15 protein-coding genes are annotated in these 16,960 nt (G+C 67.9%); 7 read left to right on the top strand and 8 right to left on the bottom strand.

Annotated elements, in window-relative coordinates; genetic code table 11:
- The first annotated feature begins 42 nt into the window (after window positions 1-42).
- Complete coding sequence (locus BT173_RS10125; protein ID WP_072428528.1) at window positions 43-981, top strand: transporter substrate-binding domain-containing protein; 939 nt, start codon at window positions 43-45, stop codon at window positions 979-981.
- A 60-nt stretch (window positions 982-1,041) separates the two neighbouring features.
- Here BT173_RS10125 and BT173_RS10120 read toward each other — a convergent pair whose 3' ends face one another.
- Both BT173_RS10120 and pdxR read right to left on the bottom strand, forming a co-directional pair.
- Window positions 1,042-2,562, bottom strand: a complete 1,521-nt coding sequence (locus BT173_RS10120; RefSeq protein ID WP_072428527.1) for a S41 family peptidase — start codon at window positions 2,560-2,562, stop codon at window positions 1,042-1,044.
- Window positions 2,563-2,652: 90 nt separating this feature from the next.
- Window positions 2,653-4,146: a MocR-like pyridoxine biosynthesis transcription factor PdxR gene (pdxR, locus tag BT173_RS10115; RefSeq protein ID WP_072428526.1), complete on the bottom strand. Its 1,494-nt coding sequence runs from the start codon at window positions 4,144-4,146 to the stop codon at window positions 2,653-2,655.
- Window positions 4,147-4,220: 74 nt separating this feature from the next.
- Here pdxR and BT173_RS10110 point away from each other — a divergent pair, with 74 nt between their 5' ends.
- Window positions 4,221-4,841 (top strand): pyridoxamine 5'-phosphate oxidase family protein, encoded by a 621-nt coding sequence (locus BT173_RS10110; protein WP_072428525.1) that lies wholly within the window; start codon window positions 4,221-4,223, stop codon window positions 4,839-4,841.
- A 15-nt stretch (window positions 4,842-4,856) separates the two neighbouring features.
- A complete protein-coding gene (locus tag BT173_RS10105; protein ID WP_072428524.1) occupies window positions 4,857-5,498 on the top strand; it encodes an FMN-binding negative transcriptional regulator in 642 nt (213 codons plus the stop codon).
- Here the strand turns inward: BT173_RS10105 and BT173_RS19015 are convergent.
- Entirely contained in the window at window positions 5,485-7,308 is a 1,824-nt protein-coding gene (locus tag BT173_RS19015) for a methyl-accepting chemotaxis protein (RefSeq protein ID WP_084658404.1), read from the bottom strand. The genes BT173_RS10105 and BT173_RS19015 overlap by 14 nt on opposite strands.
- Window positions 7,309-7,321: 13 nt before the next feature.
- Window positions 7,322-9,301 (bottom strand): methyl-accepting chemotaxis protein, encoded by a 1,980-nt coding sequence (locus BT173_RS10090; RefSeq protein ID WP_072428523.1) that lies wholly within the window; start codon window positions 9,299-9,301, stop codon window positions 7,322-7,324.
- A 265-nt stretch (window positions 9,302-9,566) separates the two neighbouring features.
- Between BT173_RS10090 and BT173_RS10085 the strand changes: the two genes are divergently transcribed.
- The 4 genes from BT173_RS10085 (at window position 9,567) to BT173_RS10070 (ending at window position 13,744) form a co-directional block, all read left to right on the top strand.
- Window positions 9,567-10,730 (top strand): CaiB/BaiF CoA transferase family protein, encoded by a 1,164-nt coding sequence (locus tag BT173_RS10085; RefSeq protein ID WP_072428522.1) that lies wholly within the window; start codon window positions 9,567-9,569, stop codon window positions 10,728-10,730.
- A gap of 93 nt (window positions 10,731-10,823) precedes the next feature.
- Window positions 10,824-11,840: a phospholipase gene (locus tag BT173_RS10080; RefSeq protein WP_072428521.1), complete on the top strand. Its 1,017-nt coding sequence runs from the start codon at window positions 10,824-10,826 to the stop codon at window positions 11,838-11,840.
- Entirely contained in the window at window positions 11,837-13,189 is a 1,353-nt protein-coding gene (locus tag BT173_RS10075; protein ID WP_084658402.1) for a peptidylprolyl isomerase, read from the top strand. The genes BT173_RS10080 and BT173_RS10075 overlap by 4 nt, the downstream gene beginning before the upstream one ends.
- A 3-nt stretch (window positions 13,190-13,192) precedes the next feature.
- Window positions 13,193-13,744, top strand: coding sequence for a hypothetical protein (locus BT173_RS10070; protein ID WP_072428520.1), 552 nt, complete (start codon window positions 13,193-13,195; stop codon window positions 13,742-13,744).
- Between the two features lies 1 nt (window position 13,745).
- On the opposite strand, the gene BT173_RS10065 is transcribed toward BT173_RS10070, so the two are convergent.
- From BT173_RS10065 to BT173_RS10050, 4 genes are all read right to left on the bottom strand, one after another.
- The gene (locus tag BT173_RS10065) at window positions 13,746-14,213 is read right to left on the bottom strand and encodes a DUF3429 domain-containing protein (protein ID WP_072428519.1); all 468 of its coding nucleotides are present in this window, start codon (window positions 14,211-14,213) and stop codon (window positions 13,746-13,748) included.
- A gap of 14 nt (window positions 14,214-14,227) precedes the next feature.
- Window positions 14,228-15,211, bottom strand: coding sequence for an NAD(P)/FAD-dependent oxidoreductase (locus BT173_RS10060; RefSeq protein ID WP_072428518.1), 984 nt, complete (start codon window positions 15,209-15,211; stop codon window positions 14,228-14,230).
- 7 nt (window positions 15,212-15,218) lie between these two features.
- Window positions 15,219-15,752 (bottom strand): glutathione peroxidase, encoded by a 534-nt coding sequence (locus BT173_RS10055; protein ID WP_072428517.1) that lies wholly within the window; start codon window positions 15,750-15,752, stop codon window positions 15,219-15,221.
- 83 nt (window positions 15,753-15,835) lie between these two features.
- Complete coding sequence (locus BT173_RS10050; RefSeq protein ID WP_072428516.1) at window positions 15,836-16,912, bottom strand: hypothetical protein; 1,077 nt, start codon at window positions 16,910-16,912, stop codon at window positions 15,836-15,838.
- Window positions 16,913-16,960 lie beyond the last annotated feature (48 nt).

The following is a 16,960-nucleotide window of genomic DNA, read 5'->3' as shown; positions in this document are numbered from 1 at the left end:
CTGCGCTTATACTGGGGCCTGTTTTCCTTCCCCTGCCCGACCGTGCGCCTGCTGGTTCGCCTTCTCTGCCTGGCCTGTGTATTGCTCAGCCTGCCCGCCCAGGCCGGTGCGGGCATGCGCTTCATCTACCCGCCGCCCGAGCACCCGCAGGACCAGCGCCTCCACTACTACTGGACGCTGCTGGACGCCGCCCTGCAGGCCAGCAGCGCCAGCTACGGCCCCTACACACTGCAAAGCTATGCCACGCCGCTGAGCTCGCAGCGCGCGCTGGCCGAGGTGGCCAGCGGCGACACCGGGCGCATCAACATCCTGACCCGCGCCAGCAACCCCGAGCTGGAAAGCCAGTTGCGCGCGATTCCAATTCCGCTCGACCGCGGCCTGCTCGGCTATCGCCTGTTCCTGATCCGCCCCGAGCTGCAGGCCAAGCTCGACCAGGTCAAGACGCTCGAGCAGCTGCAGGCCTTCAGCATCGGCCAGGGTAAGACCTGGGTGGATGCCAAGATACTGAGCCAGGCCGGCTTCAAGGTAGTGTTGGGCGACCAGTACAACGACCTGTTCCCCATGCTGCGCGCCGGGCGTTTCGACCTGTTCTCGCGTGGGGTGAACGAGATCCAGGCCGAATGGCTGGCCCAGGGCCATATCCTGCCCGGCTTGCAGATAGAACAGCGGCTGATGCTGCACTACCCGATGCCGCGCTACTTCTTCGTACCACGCACGGCCGAGGGCGAGCGCATGGCGCGGCGCATCGAAAGCGGCTTGCGCAGCCTGGCACGCAGCGGTGCGTTTCAGCGCCACTACCTCGCTTACAAGCGCCAGGTGTTGGCCGGACTCGACCTGCGCGGGCGGCGGGTATTCCGCATCGACAACCCGCTGCTCAAGCAAGGCGGGCCGCGCCACGAAGCGTTCTGGTGGGACGACCTGAGCAGCGAGCTGGCCCCCGCGCGGCGCAGCAAGCCCAAACACCCACGCAGCTCGCCCTAGCCGCGCACACGCAAAAAGGGACCCGGATGGGTCCCATTTCAACTGGCTGGCGCAGGCCGCTTAACGCGGCAACAGAATGCGGTTCTCGCGCACAGGCGGACGCAGCAGGAAGCCCTCTACCGCCCCCGGTCCCACGATACGGCGCGCCGCGGATACCGGCTGGCAAACCCCGTGCGTGCGCTTGTACAGCGCAGCGGCCAACATGCCCTCATTGCTATCGCCCAGCGCGCTGGCGAAATCGTCCCCACTCACGCAGCTTGGGGCGAAGCCATCGGCGTAGTCGCCAAAGCCCTTGGCATTGCTGCCGACGAACTCGATGGGGAAATAGGAGATGCCGCAGTTGTCCTGCGCGGTGAAACCATAGGGCTTGCCGCAGCTGGTGCTGCCAATAATCTGCACATCCACATCCACACCACGCAGGCCGTTGATGATGGCCTCGCTGGCCGAACAGGTCGCGTCGGTGGTCAGCACATACACGCGCGGCAGGTTCAGGCTGGGCAGGGGTTGGCTGGAGGTGCAGTTATAGCGACTGTCCAGCAGGCAGGCAGTGTTGTAGAACGGTGTCGCGCCATTGGCGGTATCGGCCTGGCGCTTGTCGTTGTACTGCAATTGTTCGAACAGCTTGCCCTGGGTGCGTGCAGGGCCGGCGATCATATAAGCGACCTCGGCAGCCAGATACAGATAGCCGCCGCCGTTATAGCGCAGGTCGAGCACCAGATCGCTGACGCCTTCGGCCTGGAACTGGCTGAAGGCGTTGATCAGCGGGGTTTCCGCGCTGGCGATATGGTCGTTGAACAGCAGATAGCCAACCTTATCTCCACCCAGCGCCAGGGTCTTGCTGACCAGTACCGGCTGCTTGCTGACCTGGGTGGCAGTCAGGTTCAACGTGGGCTGGACCACGCCGGCACGGCTGAATACAAAGCCATGGGTGCCGGCACTGGGGAAGAGCGCAGCATTGAGCAGATCGACATCATTCTCGGCCGTCACATCGACCGACAGACCATCAGCACTGAGCAGCAGATCGCCACGCTGCACGCCCTGTTGGGCGGCCGGCGAGTTTGGTTCCACATAGGCGACCTTGATGCCGCGCGGCGCAGTGCGCGAATCGAAATGCCATTCGATGCCATAACCGAGCACGCTGCCCGACTGCGACAGGGCCTGCCACTCGCGGCTCGGATAGGTAAAGCTGAACTCATCTTTGCGCTTGCCCGAGGCAGTGAACTGCGGGCTCTTCAGGGCGGTGAAATAAGCATCGAGCGAGCCGTAGACATCACGCTCATTGCTGAAATTGCTGGCCGTCGCATTCACGGCCGGGATGTCGCGGTACCACAAATAGGCGCGCTCCATATAGTCGCGCACCCAGCGTTTCTCATCGGCCAGCGTACCGAGGCTGGTGGGGCTGCTGGCCTGGGCGCGATACGGGTTATTCGGCGCGCAGCGCTGCGCAGTCACGCCAGCACCGCTGGAGCTGACACTGCCGCCATTACCCACCCAGGATGGCGACTCGCCACCGCCGCCACAGGCGCTGAGCCAGGCCGCACACAGTGCAAGGCCAAGCAGATTCTTCTTGTGTTGGATCATGTGTTATTCCCCCTATTGCTGCCGCTACGGTCGCGGCAGGGCGGGCAGGCTAGCCAAATCCGCCACCGGCAGCAAGCGCACACGCCGGCCTCAGGCGCCGATGCCGAAACCGCGCAACACAGCGGCCAGGCGCACTGTGTTCAGGAGCAGCGCATCCTCGGCCACACCGGCATAACCGAGCACCAGGCCAGGGAAAGGCGGCGTGCCGAGGCAGTAGTCGGCCAGCGGTGGAGCGCAGAGGCCGATCTTGGCCAGGGCCGCGCTGATCGCCCTGTCGTCGCTGCCTGGCGGCAGGCGGGCGGTCATGTGCATGCCGGCCTCGCCGCCCATAAGCTGCAGCGCATCACCGAGTTCGGCATGCAGCACATCACGCAGCTTGGCTTGGCGGCGCGCGTACACGCCGCGCATGCGGCGCAGATGGCTGCCGAAGTGGCCCAGACGGATGAAGTCGGCCAGCGCGGCTTGGGTCGGGTAATCGCTCTCGCGATAGAGGCGCGCCTGCAGGCTGCGCAGCGGCGCCAGCAGCGCCGGTGGCACCACCAGATAGCCAAGGCGCAGGGCGGGAAACATCACCTTGCTGAAGGTGCCCAGATAGAGCACGCGCCCCTGGCGATCGAGGCCCTGCAGCGCGGCCAGCGGCTGGCCAGTATGGCGAAACTCGCTGTCGTAATCGTCCTCGATGATCCAGGCATCCTGGCGTGCCGCCTCGGCCAGCAGCGCATGGCGGCGCGCCAGCGGCATCACGCAGCCGAGCGGGTACTGGTGCGAGGGCGTCACATAGATCAGGCGTGGGCGCGGCAGGCTGGCACCCTGCCAGTGCAGCCCCCCCGCATCGAGCGGCACCGGCTGGCAGGCAAGACCAGCCGCCTGGAAAGCCTGGGCCGCGCCGCTATAGCCGGGCTCCTCGATCCAGGCTGTCTCGCCCGCCTCGGCCAGGCTGCGTGCCAGCAGGTCCAGGCTTTGCTGCATACCGCCGCTGATCAGGATCTGCTCGGCCGTGCAATTGACCCCGCGCGACAGGCGCAGATAGTCGGCCAGCGCCTGGCGCAGGGCCGGATGACCACCGTCGCTGCGGTAGCCAAGCTCAGCCGGCGTGCTGGCCTTTTGCTGTGCATGCAGCAACCTCCACCATAAAGACCAGGGAAAAGCGGCCAGATCGGGCAGGCCAGGCTGAAAGGCGGCGGCCGGGTGCTCGGGGCGCAGGGTGATCTGCTCGAGCAGCGCCTCGGCCCGGCGCGCCAGGCCACGTTCGGCGCCCGTGGGTGGGACATCGGCCGCGGGCGCCGGGCCCTGGTCGGGCGAGGCCAGGCTGACAAAGGTGCCCGCGCCGGGCCGACCCTGGCAGTAGCCCTCGGCGCACAGCTGCTCGTAGGCATGCAGCACGGTATTGCGGCCCAGACCCAGTTCCTGCGCCAGGCTGCGGCTGGCCGGCAGCGGACTGCCCGGCGCCAGCCAGCCCTGGCGCACCGCGCTGCGCAATTGCCGATACAGCTGGCGGTGCAGGGGTTCGCGCGCCTCGCGTACCAGCTGCTGGGCCAGGTGCTCGGCCAGGGCGGTTAAATTGGTTCCATCCAGTGTGCGCATTCTGGTACTCGATCAGGGACTGCTCGCGATTTACGCTGCAGCTCTCTTTTCGTCAAGCCCAGAAAGCCCGTCCCATGAGCAGCTTTGCCACCACCCCGCTAACCCGTGTCCGTCGCGCCGCCGAGCGAGCCGACTACCAGCAGGCCACCGTCGAGGCGATCCTGGACGCCGGCTGGGTCTGCCAGGTGGCCTTCAGCGTGGACGGCCAGCCGCACTGCCTACCCACCGCGCACTGGCGCGTGGGCGATACGCTGTATATCCACGGCAGCAATGGCAGCCGCATGATGCGCGCCCTGGCCGAGGGCACGCCGGCCTGCGTGAACGTGACCCTGCTGGACGGCCTGGTACTGGCCCGCTCGGCTTTCAATCACTCGATGAACTATCGCTCCGCCATGCTGTATGGCAGCTTTCGCAAGGTGGAGGATGCGGCCGAGAAATGGGCGTCCTTCGAGGCCTTCATGGACAAGGTGGAAGCCGGCCGGCGCGCACTGGTGCGCATGCCGGATGCGAACGAGTTCGCCGCCACCAGCGTGCTGGCGCTGACGATACGCGAGGCGGTGGCCAAGCAGCGCAGCGGCCCGCCCGAGGACGATGTGGCTGATCTCGGTCTGCCAGTCTGGGCGGGCGTGTGGCCGCTGGAAACCCGCTTCGGCACCCCGATACCCGACCCGGCCACGGCGAGCTGCCCGGCCTGATTTTGCGAGCCCACCATGTACCAACCCAGTCACTTCCAGGAAAACCGGCCCGCGCTGCTGACAGGGCTGATCGCCGCCTATCCGCTGGCCACCGTGCTACACCACGGTGCGCAGGGTATAGAGGCCAATCTGCTGCCCCTGCTCTGGCAGGCGGTCCCCGGCACGCCGGGCAAGCTGATCGGCCATCTGGCCGGGCCCAACCCGCTCGCCCAGGCCGATGGCCAGATGGTGAGCGTGCTGTTCCACGGGCCGGATGCCTATGTGTCACCCAACTGGTACCCGAGCAAGGCAGAGCAGCACAAGGCGGTGCCGACCTGGAACTATGCGGTGGTGGAAGCGCGCGGCCGCCTGCATTGCTATCGCGACCCCGCCCGGCTGACAGCGCTACTGACCGAGCTGACCACGCGCTTCGAAGCCGGCCAAGCACGCCCCTGGCGTCTGGAGGAAGCGCCGGCCGACTGGTTGGCGCAGCTATATCGGGTCATCGTGGGTGTCGAGATCGAGCTGGACAGCCTGCAGGGCAAGTTCAAGCTCAGCCAGAACCGCCCGGCCGCCGACATTGCCGGCACGCTGGCCGGCCTGCGCGCCAGCGGCGATCGCCGTTCCGCCGCGCTGGCCGACTGGATGGAGCGCAGCGCGGCCGCTACGCAGGCCTGAGCTCGCCTGGGGCAAAGAAGCCGACCAGGCCATGCATGATCTCGGCCTGCTGGCGCATATCACTGGCGATCTGCGCCAGCAGCTCGGCCGTGGCGGCGTTCTCCTGCACCCCCTGGGAGAGATGGCCCAGCGCCAGATTGATCTGGCGCGTGCCATCGGCCTGATCCTGGCAGGCCACGCTGATGGCGGCCACCAGCTCGGCAGTGCGCTGCACGGCCGGTGCTATCTCGGCCAGCATCTGGCTCGCCTGCGCAGTGCTGTGCACGCCCTGGGCGGCCACGCTGCCCACGCGCTTGGCCGCCTCACCCGCATGTTCGGCCAGCTTACGCACCTCGCCCGCCACGACGGCAAATCCCCTGCCCTGCGGGCCGGCCCGCGCCGCCTCGATGGCGGCATTCAGGGCCAGTAGATTGGTCTGGTAAGCAATCTCGTCCACATCGGCAATCTGCTTGGCCACCGCCTGCATGGCGCTGGCCGCCGCATTGACCATGCTGCCGCCGCTATGCGCCTGCTGGTTCGACTGCTCGGCCATGCTGGCGGTCAGCTGCGCATGCTCACTGTTCTGCGCAACCGCGGCGGCGATCTCCTGCACGCTGCTGGCGGTTTCCTCGAGGCCGGCCGCCTGCTGGCTGCTGGATTGCGCCATGCGCTGCGAGGCCTGCTGCACCTGGGTGGCCGAGTGCAATAGCTGGCTGGCGCCCTGCTGCAAGGCCACGGCAGTGGCCGACAACCCATGCAGCATGTGCTGCATGGCCGCCAGCACGCTGTGCTCATCGCCCGGCCGCAGCGGTATCTGCTGCGCGAGCTGGCCGCGGGCGACCGCCTGGGCAATCTCGGCCACCCGCTCGGGCTCGCCGCCCAGGCTGTGCGCAAGGCCGCGCAGGATGCTGGTCTGCAATAGCCATAGACCAAGCAAAAGCCCAGCACCGGCCAGCAAGCTCCAGTACAACCAGCTACGCAGCCTGGCCTGGGCCACCGCTGCCTCGGCATCGATCTGTGCCAGCAGGCCCTCCCCTACCGCCTGCATCTGCGCCAGGCGCTGCGAGGCCAGCCCGAACCAGTGCTCGGGCGAGATCTCGAAGCGGGGCGGCTCGACCAGCAGCGCATCACGCGCCAGGCGGAAGTCGGCCGTGGTGTGTGCCGCCAGGCGCTGGCGGTAGTCGTCCACCAAGGGGGGGGCGGCAAAGCCAAGCAGATCGCGTTCGCAGGCGGCCTGCTCGGCGGCCAGCGCCACCAGGCGATCGCGCTCGCCCGCGGCAAAGCGCCCGGCACTGAGCACCCCGTTCAAGAGGCCACGCTCCTGCGCAGCTGCCTCCTTCATACACAGCAAACCCAGCAGGGCGAACTCGCTGCGCAGTACGGAAGCCAGCTGCGCCTGACGCGCCGCCAGTGTGGTGTGTTCGAGCAGGGTGGCGATCAGCTGGCTATAGCTGGCGAAGTGCTGCGCAGCGGGCGCACTGCCGTCGTCGATCTGCTCGCGCAGCCGCTGCAGCGGCTCGGCCAGCGCGCGCGCCGCGGGGCTAGCGTCCAAGCGGCTCAGCGCCTCGTCGCTGTGCGCCCGGGCCGCCCGCACACTGGCGGTGCTGCGCTGGCCGGCCATCTGCATGCCAAAGCTCAGGCCACGTTCGGCCTGTAGCGCATGCACGAGCTGACTGGCATGGCGCAGGCTGCCGGTTTGCGCCAGCGTACGGGCCAGCTCCGCCTGGCGGCCCTGCAGCTCGAACAACCACAGGGCCATCAACAGCAAGAGGGCCAGCATGGGCAGGCCGGCCAGCCAGCGCAGGCGGCTGCGAAAGCACAGCTTGAACATGGTTTTCCCGTGCTCAGGCCAGGCGGAAGCGCCCGACGATGCGCGCCAGCTGCCCCGACAACTGGTTCAGGTCCTGAGCCAGTTCGGCGGTCTGGAACACCGCGCGGCTGTTCTGCTCGGTCATCTGCGCAATACGCTCGATCTGCTGGGCCACCATCTCGCTGGCCGCCTTCTGCTCATTCATCGCCACGGCAATCTCGCGTGCCGCGCCCATCGCGCCAGCCGTGCCGGCATGGATCTGCCCGAGCGCGGCCGAGGCTTCGCGCACCAAGCCCACGCCCTGCTCCATGCGCTGGCTGGATTCCTGCATGGCCTGGCTGGCCGCCTCGGTATCGCTGCGGATGGCGGCCACCAGCTGGCTGATGTCGCGCGTGGCGCTGCCAGCCCGCTCGGCCAGCTTGCGCACCTCGTCCGCCACTACGGCAAAGCCGCGCCCGGTTTCGCCGGCACGCGCGGCCTCGATGGCCGCATTCAGGGCCAGCAGATTGGTCTGGTCGGCAATCTCGCGGATGGTGCCGACAATGCCATCGATGGTGGCCGAGCGCTGGGCAAGCTGGCTGATGGTGTCGGCCGCCACGCCCACCGTGTCGTCGACCCGCTGCATGGTCTCCGCCGCCGCATTGGCGATCTCGCGCCCGCGCGCCGAGCTCTGCTGCGCATCATTCGCCTTCAGCTCGCTGTCCTGGCTGGCCGCGGCCATGGTGGCGATGCTGACCGTGACCTGTTCGACCGAGGCGGCGATGCCATTGACCGAATCGGACTGGCTTTGCGTGGCGGCCGACACCTGCTCGGTGGTATCAGCCAGCGAGCCGGACGCGCTCGATACCGCCCCCGCGCAATGCTCGACCTCGCGCACAGTCGTATTCAGCGTATCGACCAGGGCATTGAAGGCATGGCCGATACGGGCCACCTCATCCTTGCCGGCGATATTGGCGCGCAGCGACAAATCGAGGCTGTCACGCAGCCGTCCCATCAGGCTCTCGATCTGTGCGACCGGCACGGCAATCGCACGCGCAATGCGCCAGGCCAGCACAATGGTCAGCGCCAGCACGGCCGCGGTCAGCCCCAGGCTCCAGGCCAGCACCTGGCTGGCGCTCGACTCACTGGCCTGCGCCAGCGCACGTATGCGCGCCAGCTGCCCGTCGCGCACCGTGCGCAAGCCATCCAGGCGTTCGCTGGCGGTGGCAAACCATTGCTTGGGCGCCACGCCAAAGCCGCCCTCGGCGGCCTTGCCCAGCGCCAGCTCGCGCAGGCGCGCGGTTTCGGCGAAAACGGCGCCCTGGCCCTGTTGGCGGTATTCGGCCACGGTGGCCAGGTCGGCCAGAGCGAGGAACTGCTGCTCGCAGCTTTGCTGCACACCCAGCGCCGCCTGCACGCGGGCCAGGCTGCCGCCGGTAAACTGGTCGGCGGTAAACACGGCGTTCAAGAGGCCGCGTTCACGCGCCGACTGTTCCATCAGGCACAGCAGGGCCACCAGCGACTGCTCGCTGCGCATGACCTCGGCCTGTTCGGTATCACGGGCAATCGTCTGCGCCAGCTGCACCGAGGCCGCCACCCAGGCGCTGTAGCGGTCGAAGCTGCTGGCCGGCGGCACCGCCTTGCCATCCACCTCGGCGCGCAGCGCGGCCAGGCCGGCCAGCGCCTGTTCCGCCTCGTGCAGGGCGCTGCTCACCCCGTCCGGCAGGCTGCTGCCCTGCACATAGTCATTCAGCGTCTGGCGCGCGGCATCGGTCTTCTCGCGCGCTGCGCGTACCGGTGCGGCATCGCCGCCAGCCAGAAAGCCCGCACTGGTGCCGCGCTCGGCCTGCAGGGTCAGGGCCAGATTGCTGGTGTGGGCGAGCAACTCGGTCAGTGCCAGCGTGCTGCGCATGGCACTGGCGGTGCGCCAGCCATCCAGCACCAGCAGGCTGGCGGCCAGCAATAGGGCCAGCAGGGGAATCGCCACCAGCAGGGCAAGCTTGCTGCGCACGCTGATGGAAGACAGATTGAGCATGGAAATCCTCCTGCAAATCGCTCCGCCCTGCCCCGGCAGCCAGCCTGGGTGGACGAGTTCTGGGTGTGTGCAATACGGCCAGATCAGTATGGACCGGTTTGGCGCGCAAGAGCTTGATGCATATCAGCTAAATGACCGCTCTCCCGTTTTAGTTGCAATGCAACATCAGGCCAAGTGTCGCTTTTCTGCCGGCCGTGGCCGCGGGCTTTCCGCCAGGCGACGCGCATGCTTTATCGTGCCCGCTCCCTCTTGCTCGAGTCTCACCATGCCCAGCCCGCTGCACGGCCTGACCGTGCTGGATTTCTCGCCCCTGCTGCCTGGCCCCTTCGCCACCCGCTTGCTGGCCGACCTCGGCGCGCGGGTCATCCGCATCGAAGCACCCAGCCGGCCCGATCTGATCCGCCACACGCCACCCTTCCAGCATGGTGTATCGGCCGCCCATGCCTATCTGAACCGCAATAAGGAAAGCCTGGCGCTCGACCTGAAAGCCCCCGGCGCACGCGAGGCGGTGCTGGCGCTGGTGCGCGGGGCAGATGTGCTGGTCGAGCAGTTCCGCCCTGGCGTGATGGCGCGTCTGGGGCTGGCTTATGCCGAGCTGGCCGAGCTGAACCCGCGCCTCATTTATTGCTCAATTACCGGCTACGGCCAGGATGGCCCGCTGCGCGAGCGCGCCGGGCATGACATCAACTACCTGGCCCTGAGCGGTCTGGCGGCCGGCAGCGGGCGGCGTGAGGCCGGCCCGCCTGCGCTGGGCGTGCAACTGGCCGACGTGGCCGGCGGCTCCTTGCATGCGGTGGTCGGCATCCTGGCCGCGCTGCAACAGCGCGTGCGCGATGGGCGGGGTCAAGAGATCGATATCAGCATGAGCGACTGCGCATTCCATCTGAATGCGCTGGCCGCCAGCGCCGCCCTGGCGGGTGCCGATATCGCAGCCGAGCAGGGTTTGCTGAACGGTGGCAGCCACTACGACTACTACCGCTGCCGCGATGGGCGCTGGCTGGCGGTGGGCAGCCTGGAGCCGGCCTTTCTGGCCGCGCTGTGCGAGGGCATTGGCCAGCCGCAGCTGCTGGCCCAGTTCGCGCACGACCCGGCTGCAGCCAAGCAGGCCCTGGCTGCGCGGCTGGGCGAGGAAAGCGGCGATTACTGGCGTGGCGTGTTCGCACAGCGGGATGCCTGCGTGGAGCTGGTGCTGAGCCTGCCCGAGGCGCTGGACAGCGAGCTGGCGCGCGCACGCGGCTGGGTGGTAGCCGTACCCAGCGCAGCGGGCGAGTTGCAACAGCCCGCGCAACCGATTCGTTTCTCTCGCGCGCAAGCCGTCTATAAACAGGCAGGTGGTGCACTGGGTGCCGACAGTGCCGCCATCCTGCGCGAGGCAGGCCTGAGCCCGGCCAGCATCGCCAGCCTGCTGGGGGAGGCGGGGTCGGCCTGAGCGCGTCATGCAATCGTCATGGCAGCGCAATGGCGGCTGACCACAATCGTACTTCCCCGGCCCTGCCGGTATCGACGATGTGGAGCCCTGCTTATGCATTTGACTACCCTGCTGTCCGGCGCGCTACTGGCGCTGGGCCTGATCGCCCCGGCGCAAGCCTTTACCCAGGAAACCCACCGCCGCATCGTGCTCGATGCGGTCGGCTATATGCAGGCTAACCCGGCCAGTACCAATTACGCCAAGCTGCTGGCCGGCGCCACGCGGGCCGGCTATAGCATCGAGCAGTTCGCCGCCGCGCTGGGCCAGGGCGCCTACGATGTGGACGACTTCGCCGATACCTATCTATGCGGCGCCAGCACCGGCGATTGCCAGCAGGCACCGGTATGGGGTGCCGGGGCCAGCATCGTCAAATACACCACCTACTGGCATTTCCAGAACCACACCGCCGGCCCCGATGCGCATGGCAACGACCTGGGCGGCTACAACTACCAGAAGCTGACCGTATGGGGCGATATCGACAATCTGGCCGCCAGCTGGCTGTATGGCGACCATCTCGACGACGGCAAGGGCGGCATGAAGGGCTGGTTCGGCGATGGTAGCAAGTACAACAGCTATGGGCTGACCGAGGCCAATTACCGCCTGGGCGGCCACTCGACCCCGGCCATGTATGCCGACTTCGAGAAGATCCCCTTCCAGCCCATCGATCATCTCGGCCAGTACTGGTTCCAGCAGTTCCTCAGCCGCCCGACCGCGCAGTCGCTCGGCTTTGTCATGCACACCACCGACCTCTTGCAGCCGCACCATACCTGGACCACCTCGGCACTCAACCATGCGGGCTGGGAGAGCTGGGTCAAGGATTACTACGATAGCGAGCAGCTGAACGACCCGGCCCTGGTGCGCAACGCCCTGGCCAGCTTCACCCCGCTGGCAGCCGATGCGGTGGATATCCGCCCGCTGCTGACCCAGGGCGGGGCGCTGTCCTATGCGCGCGGCGGCGCCGTGCTGTCCGCCACCGACCATGCCAGCCGCAAGAGCGTGGGCAAGATCGTGATTCCGCATGCGATCGCCATGGTCGTGCACATTCTGAATCGCGCGGCAGAGCGGCTATGAGGTGGCTGGGCCTGAGCCTGCTGCTGGTCCTGGGCCTGGCCGCCCAGGCCGCCAGCCGCGATAGTCTGAGCACGCCGGGCCTGGCGGCGCGCATCGACGGCCAGCCGGTCAGCCTCAGGCTGCTGCAGCTGTTACAGGCCAGCGCGGCCGAGCCCAGCGCCACGCCGCCGCTGAGCAAGGTGCTGGCCTCGCTGATCGACAACCGCCTGCTCGGCGAGCATGCGCGCGCCCAGTACGGCGATGCGGCGCTGTTTCCCAATACCCGCGTTGCCTTCACGCGCGAGGTGGCGCTCGAGCAGCAGCTGCAGGCGCTGCTGCGCCAGCGTTATCGCGCCGAGCTGGAAGCGAGCCTGGCGGCGCGCGGCGGGCTGGCCCAGCTGGTGCAGGCGCGCCGCCTGCCGCAGGCCGATGCGCTGCTCGCCCTGCTCGGCCAGGGCGAGCGCGTGCAGCTGGATGATAGCCTGAGCGCCGCCCAGCTCGCACGTGCGCAGGACTGGGTGCTGCTCGATTACCGCCTGCCCGGCAGCGGTGCCGGCCAGCTACGCCTGGCCGAGCTGTGGCAGGCCCAGAATGTGCAAGGTCGCGCGCGCCTGCGCGCCGGAGATGTCGACTATCTCGCCCAGCAGGCCATGCAGCTCTTGGCCGGCCGCTATAGCGTCGATTGGGTGGTCGAGGCCGGCAAACTCAGCCCGGCCGAGCTGGGCGCTTTGCGCCAGGTGCTGCTCGACCGCGACCGACGCGGTGCCCTGCTGCAATTGCTTGGGCTGGAGGCCGATATGCATTACGACAGCGCACACCTGAAGGCGCTGGCCGCCAGCGTGAGTGCCGCCGAGATCCGCCGCTATTATCGCCAGCATCGCGCCGACTTCCAGCAGGTGACGCGGGTGCGCGCCCGGCATATCCGCTGCCCGGACCAGGCCTGCGCCGACCAGGCCAGCGCACGGCTCGCCCGCGGCGAAGCGTTCGCCAGCGTGGCGCGCCAGCTGTCGCAGAGCGAGGATGCAGCCAGCGGTGGCCAGCTGGGCTGGCTGGCCGTGCAGCCAGGACAGGCTGCTTGGCTGCAGCAACTGGCCTTTGCCCTGCCCAGCGGCCAGCCCTCGCGCCCGGTGCGCAGCCCACCCGGGCCGGATGGACGCTCGGACTGGGAGATCGTGCTGGTGGAGGCGCGCGAGCTGGGCCTGCAGCCGCTGGACAGCGAGGGTGTGCGCTACCAGGCCCGCCAGGCCCTGGCGCGCGAGAAGGCCGCCGCCCAGTTCCAGGCCCTGCGCGCACGCCTGTACCGGCAGGCCGATATTGAACTGAACCCGGCCGCACTGGGCTTTGGCCGTGCTGAGCTGCAGGGGGTGTGAGCGATGCCAGGCCGTTACTTCATGCTGGCTGCGCTGCTGATCGGGCTGGGGGCGGCCTATCTGTACTGGCCGGCACCCGAAGTGGCTGCTGCGCCCAAGTCCCAGTCGGCCAAGGCAAGCAGGCCCAGCACCACCGATCGCTGGCCACCGCAGCCCGCGGCACCCCCTGTCGCCAAGCCCACCGCACACATCGACAGCCCGTTACTGCCACTGGCAGCCAGCGTGCCGGCCGCCCACAGCCTGGACGAGGCACGCCGCCTGGGCGACCCGCGCCAACCACCACTGCTGCGCGATGCCGAGCCGGGCGAGGCGGCCAGTGCCTGGGAAATCGCCGACCCGGCTCGTTATGCCGCTTACGAGCAACGCCAGCAGCGCCGCCTATGGCAGAACTATGTGCACGCGGCCGGCCCGGCCCTGGCGCGCCTCGACGCCGACCTCGCGCGCGCACGGGCCGAGGGCGGCATTGCGCCGGCCGAGATAGCCCAGGTGGAAGAGAAACGCCGCCGCATTGCCGCCATGCAGGCCGAGCTGAGCGCGAAACTCGCCCAGCCCTGAGCTAGCGCGGCAGCAGGGCCGAGGCCAGCACCAGGGCGATCAGCACGCCGATGGTCAGGCCGCGCCGCAGGCGCAACAGCCAGTGCGGAAACACATCGGGGTGGCGGAAACTGAGGCCGTAATCGGCCAGGCTTTGCGCCATGAAGCCGGCCATCAGCAGCGCCAGGCCCTTGCTGGTGGGCAGCAGCAGCGCCACCCAGGCCAGCAGCGCCGCCACGGTGGACAGACCATACAGGCGCCCGACCGGCTTGCCCGCCGGTGCCAGCACCGCCAGCCCCCACCAGATTGCGCCGGTGAAGGTGAGGATCAGTGCAGCATAGATGCTGAGCGCATTCAGGGCGATCAGCGGGTGATGGGTCAGATCAAGCGCCGCCACCAGCAGGCAGGCATAGAAGGGAATCAGTCCGGCTGCGCCAAACCACAGCGCGCTAGGCGGAATCGGGGTTGCAGAACGATGGGCAAACGGCATGACAACTCCCGGCACTAGGATGCGGCGATGATCTTGGCAGCCAGCTGGCGGCCCGAATCCCAGGCGCCCTCGACGCGCGAGCCATTCAGCCAGTCGCCGGCCAGGCCGATGCCGGCCTTGGCATCGAACAGACAGCCAACCTCGAGCGGTGCTTCGGCCTGCGCATACAGCCAGCGGTGGGTGCTGACTTCCTGCGCATCAAGCGTGAGGCCGCTCAGCTCGGCAAAGGCGGCCAGCAGTGCACGGCCAACCTGATCTTCCTTATCTTTCACATGCGCTTGCGACCAGGCGCTGCTGGCATGCAAGAGCCAGGCCTCGCCCTTGGGGCGGCCGGGCTTGCTGTTATTGCGTGCCACCCAGCTGAGCGGCCCCTGGTTGACGAAGCAGCCATCAAACGCAAGCGCCAGCGGGTCGGCAAAGCGCAGCATGCCGGCCCAGCAAGGGCTCATCACCACACCGGCTGCCTGCGCCTGCAGATCCGGCTGCCCTTCCAGCAGGGCAGCCGCCTGCGGCGCGGGCAGGGCCAGCACCAGCTTGCGGCAGGCGGCGGTTTCACCATTGTCGAAGTCGAGGCGCCAGCCGGCGCCATCGCGCTCGAAGCTGCTCAGCTTGTGCTGGGATGCGCACTCGAGCTCGCCCAAGAGGTGGCGGCACAGGCCGCTCATGCCGGGCTGGCCCACATAGCGCGCTTCCTCGCCCGCCACGCTGAAGTTGCTGCCATCCCAGGCCACGATGCGGCCGCGCCAGGGTGCCACCACGCCGGCCGCAAGCCAGCTTTGCAGGGCGGCAGCAAAGTCCGGGCTGCGGGCGGTGAAGTACTGTGCGCCATGATCGAAGCTGGCCAGCTCGCCGCGCCGGGTGGCCATACGCCCGCCCGCACCGCGCGCCTTGTCGAACACGGCCACTTTCAGGCCGGCCTCCACCAAGGCGCGCGCGCAACTGAGCCCGGCCATGCCGGCTCCTACGATGGCGACATCCAGCACATGCAAAGGCGTCATCACTACCTCACTTGGTCGGTTTCAACATCGGCTTGAGCTTGGCCAGCAACTCGGGCGCATCAGGCTCGGTGGGCGTAGAGAAAGGGTAGACGGTCTTGCCGTCCGGCGCGATCAAGTACTTCTGGAAATTCCATTTCGGCGCCTGGCCGCTGGCCTGGGCCAAGGCCTTGAAGAAGGGATTGGCACCCTCACCGCGCACGCTGCTGGCCTCGGCCATCGGGAACTCGATGAAATAGGTGAGCTTGCAGAAGTCGCCAATTTCCTTATTGCTGGCCAGCTCCTGCTTGAAGTCATTGCTGGGGAAACCGACCACCATCAGGCCCTGGGCCTTGTACTGCTTGTACATGGCTTCCAGGGTCTCGAACTGACGCGTGTAACCACATTTGCTGGCGGTATTCACCACCAGAATCGGCTTGCCAGCCATGCTGCACAGATTGAGCGGCTGGCCCTGCAGGGTCTTGAATTCATGCTTGAGCAGAGGCGGACAATCGGCCCATGCCAGCAGCGGCAGGGCAAACAGGCAGGCGGCAAGACGGGACATGGCAGCGAACTCCAGGTGGGTGGGCGATTCATGCTAGCCCTGCCCACTCGGCAGCGTCAAAGCGCAGCCGCTTGTTCAGTGGGCTAGCCGCCGCTGATATTCACCGTGCTCTCGGCGCGTTGCAGCAGGATTTTGGTGCCACTTCGCACCACGGTCTCGGTCGCCTCGCCACGGAACTGCATGACCGATCCACCCACGCCAAGGAAATAGGAATACTGAACCTGCGCGGACTGGCCATCGGCGGCGATATCGATGCGCTCGATATCGCGGTTGTACTGGATATGCATCTCGCCACCCATGGCCTCACCGATTTTCTCGATACTGGCGTAGAGCTCACGCATGGCATGACAGGCCTGTGTCTTGTTGACTTCCTCTTGCGCACCCAAATCAACACCAGCAGCGCTGGCGGAACCGCTGCCGCGGAAATCATCGGCCATTTGCGCGCACAGGGCATCCGGATCGCGCTTCAGGGTGGCGCGCATGCCCTCGTTGTAGAAGTCGTAAACACGCTCTTCAGTTAGCTTGCTGCGCTGTACCCAGAACAGCGCAGCTGCCACGCAGAGCACCACGCCGACGGCTATCGGCTTCCAGGGCAGCCCGCCGCGCTCGCCCGCTTCACGCGGCACGGCCTGACGTGCACCGGCACTGGACCGCGCACCCTGGGTGGCCGGACCGCGTTCGGCCTCGCGCGGAGCGGCTTGTGCGGCACGCATGCGCGGCATGTCCACACCGCAGTCGCGGCATAGCGTGCGGCGCGGCTGCACGCACTGGCAGGCCGGGCAGGTGACGGTTTCCACCGGGGCCACGCTGGGATCGGGCTGACTGGCCGTGCTTGGCTGCGTTGCGGCCACGGCTGGGGTGGCGGGCTTCGCCGCTGGCGCGCTGACCTCGGCCACAGCGGCCTCTTCGCGCACGCGTGTCTCGGCGCCCGCGTCGGCCAGCAACTGCTGATAACGCGCTAGCTGCTCGCGCGGCAGCGCGCGCTTGATGACGGTTTCCTGCCCTGCCAATAGCGCGAGTGCGCGCGCCTCATCCAGCTTGAGCAGCTTGGCCAGGCCCGCCGCCACTGCCTCCGGCGCATGGCCGGGCAAGGTGTGTCCGGTCAGGCACAGGGTCACGCTATCGTTGAGATTCAGGGTGGGCAGGGCGGTATCGGTCATGGTCGGCTCGCGAAGGGGCGCGCATGGTCGCCAGCGGCCCCACGCTTG

It is taken from the genome of Chitinimonas taiwanensis DSM 18899 (assembly GCF_900119825.1).
Taxonomy (GTDB): domain Bacteria; phylum Pseudomonadota; class Gammaproteobacteria; order Burkholderiales; family Chitinimonadaceae; genus Chitinimonas; species Chitinimonas taiwanensis.
The sequence above is the reverse complement of the archived record's forward strand: the minus strand, read 5'-3'. Positions and strand labels throughout refer to the sequence as shown.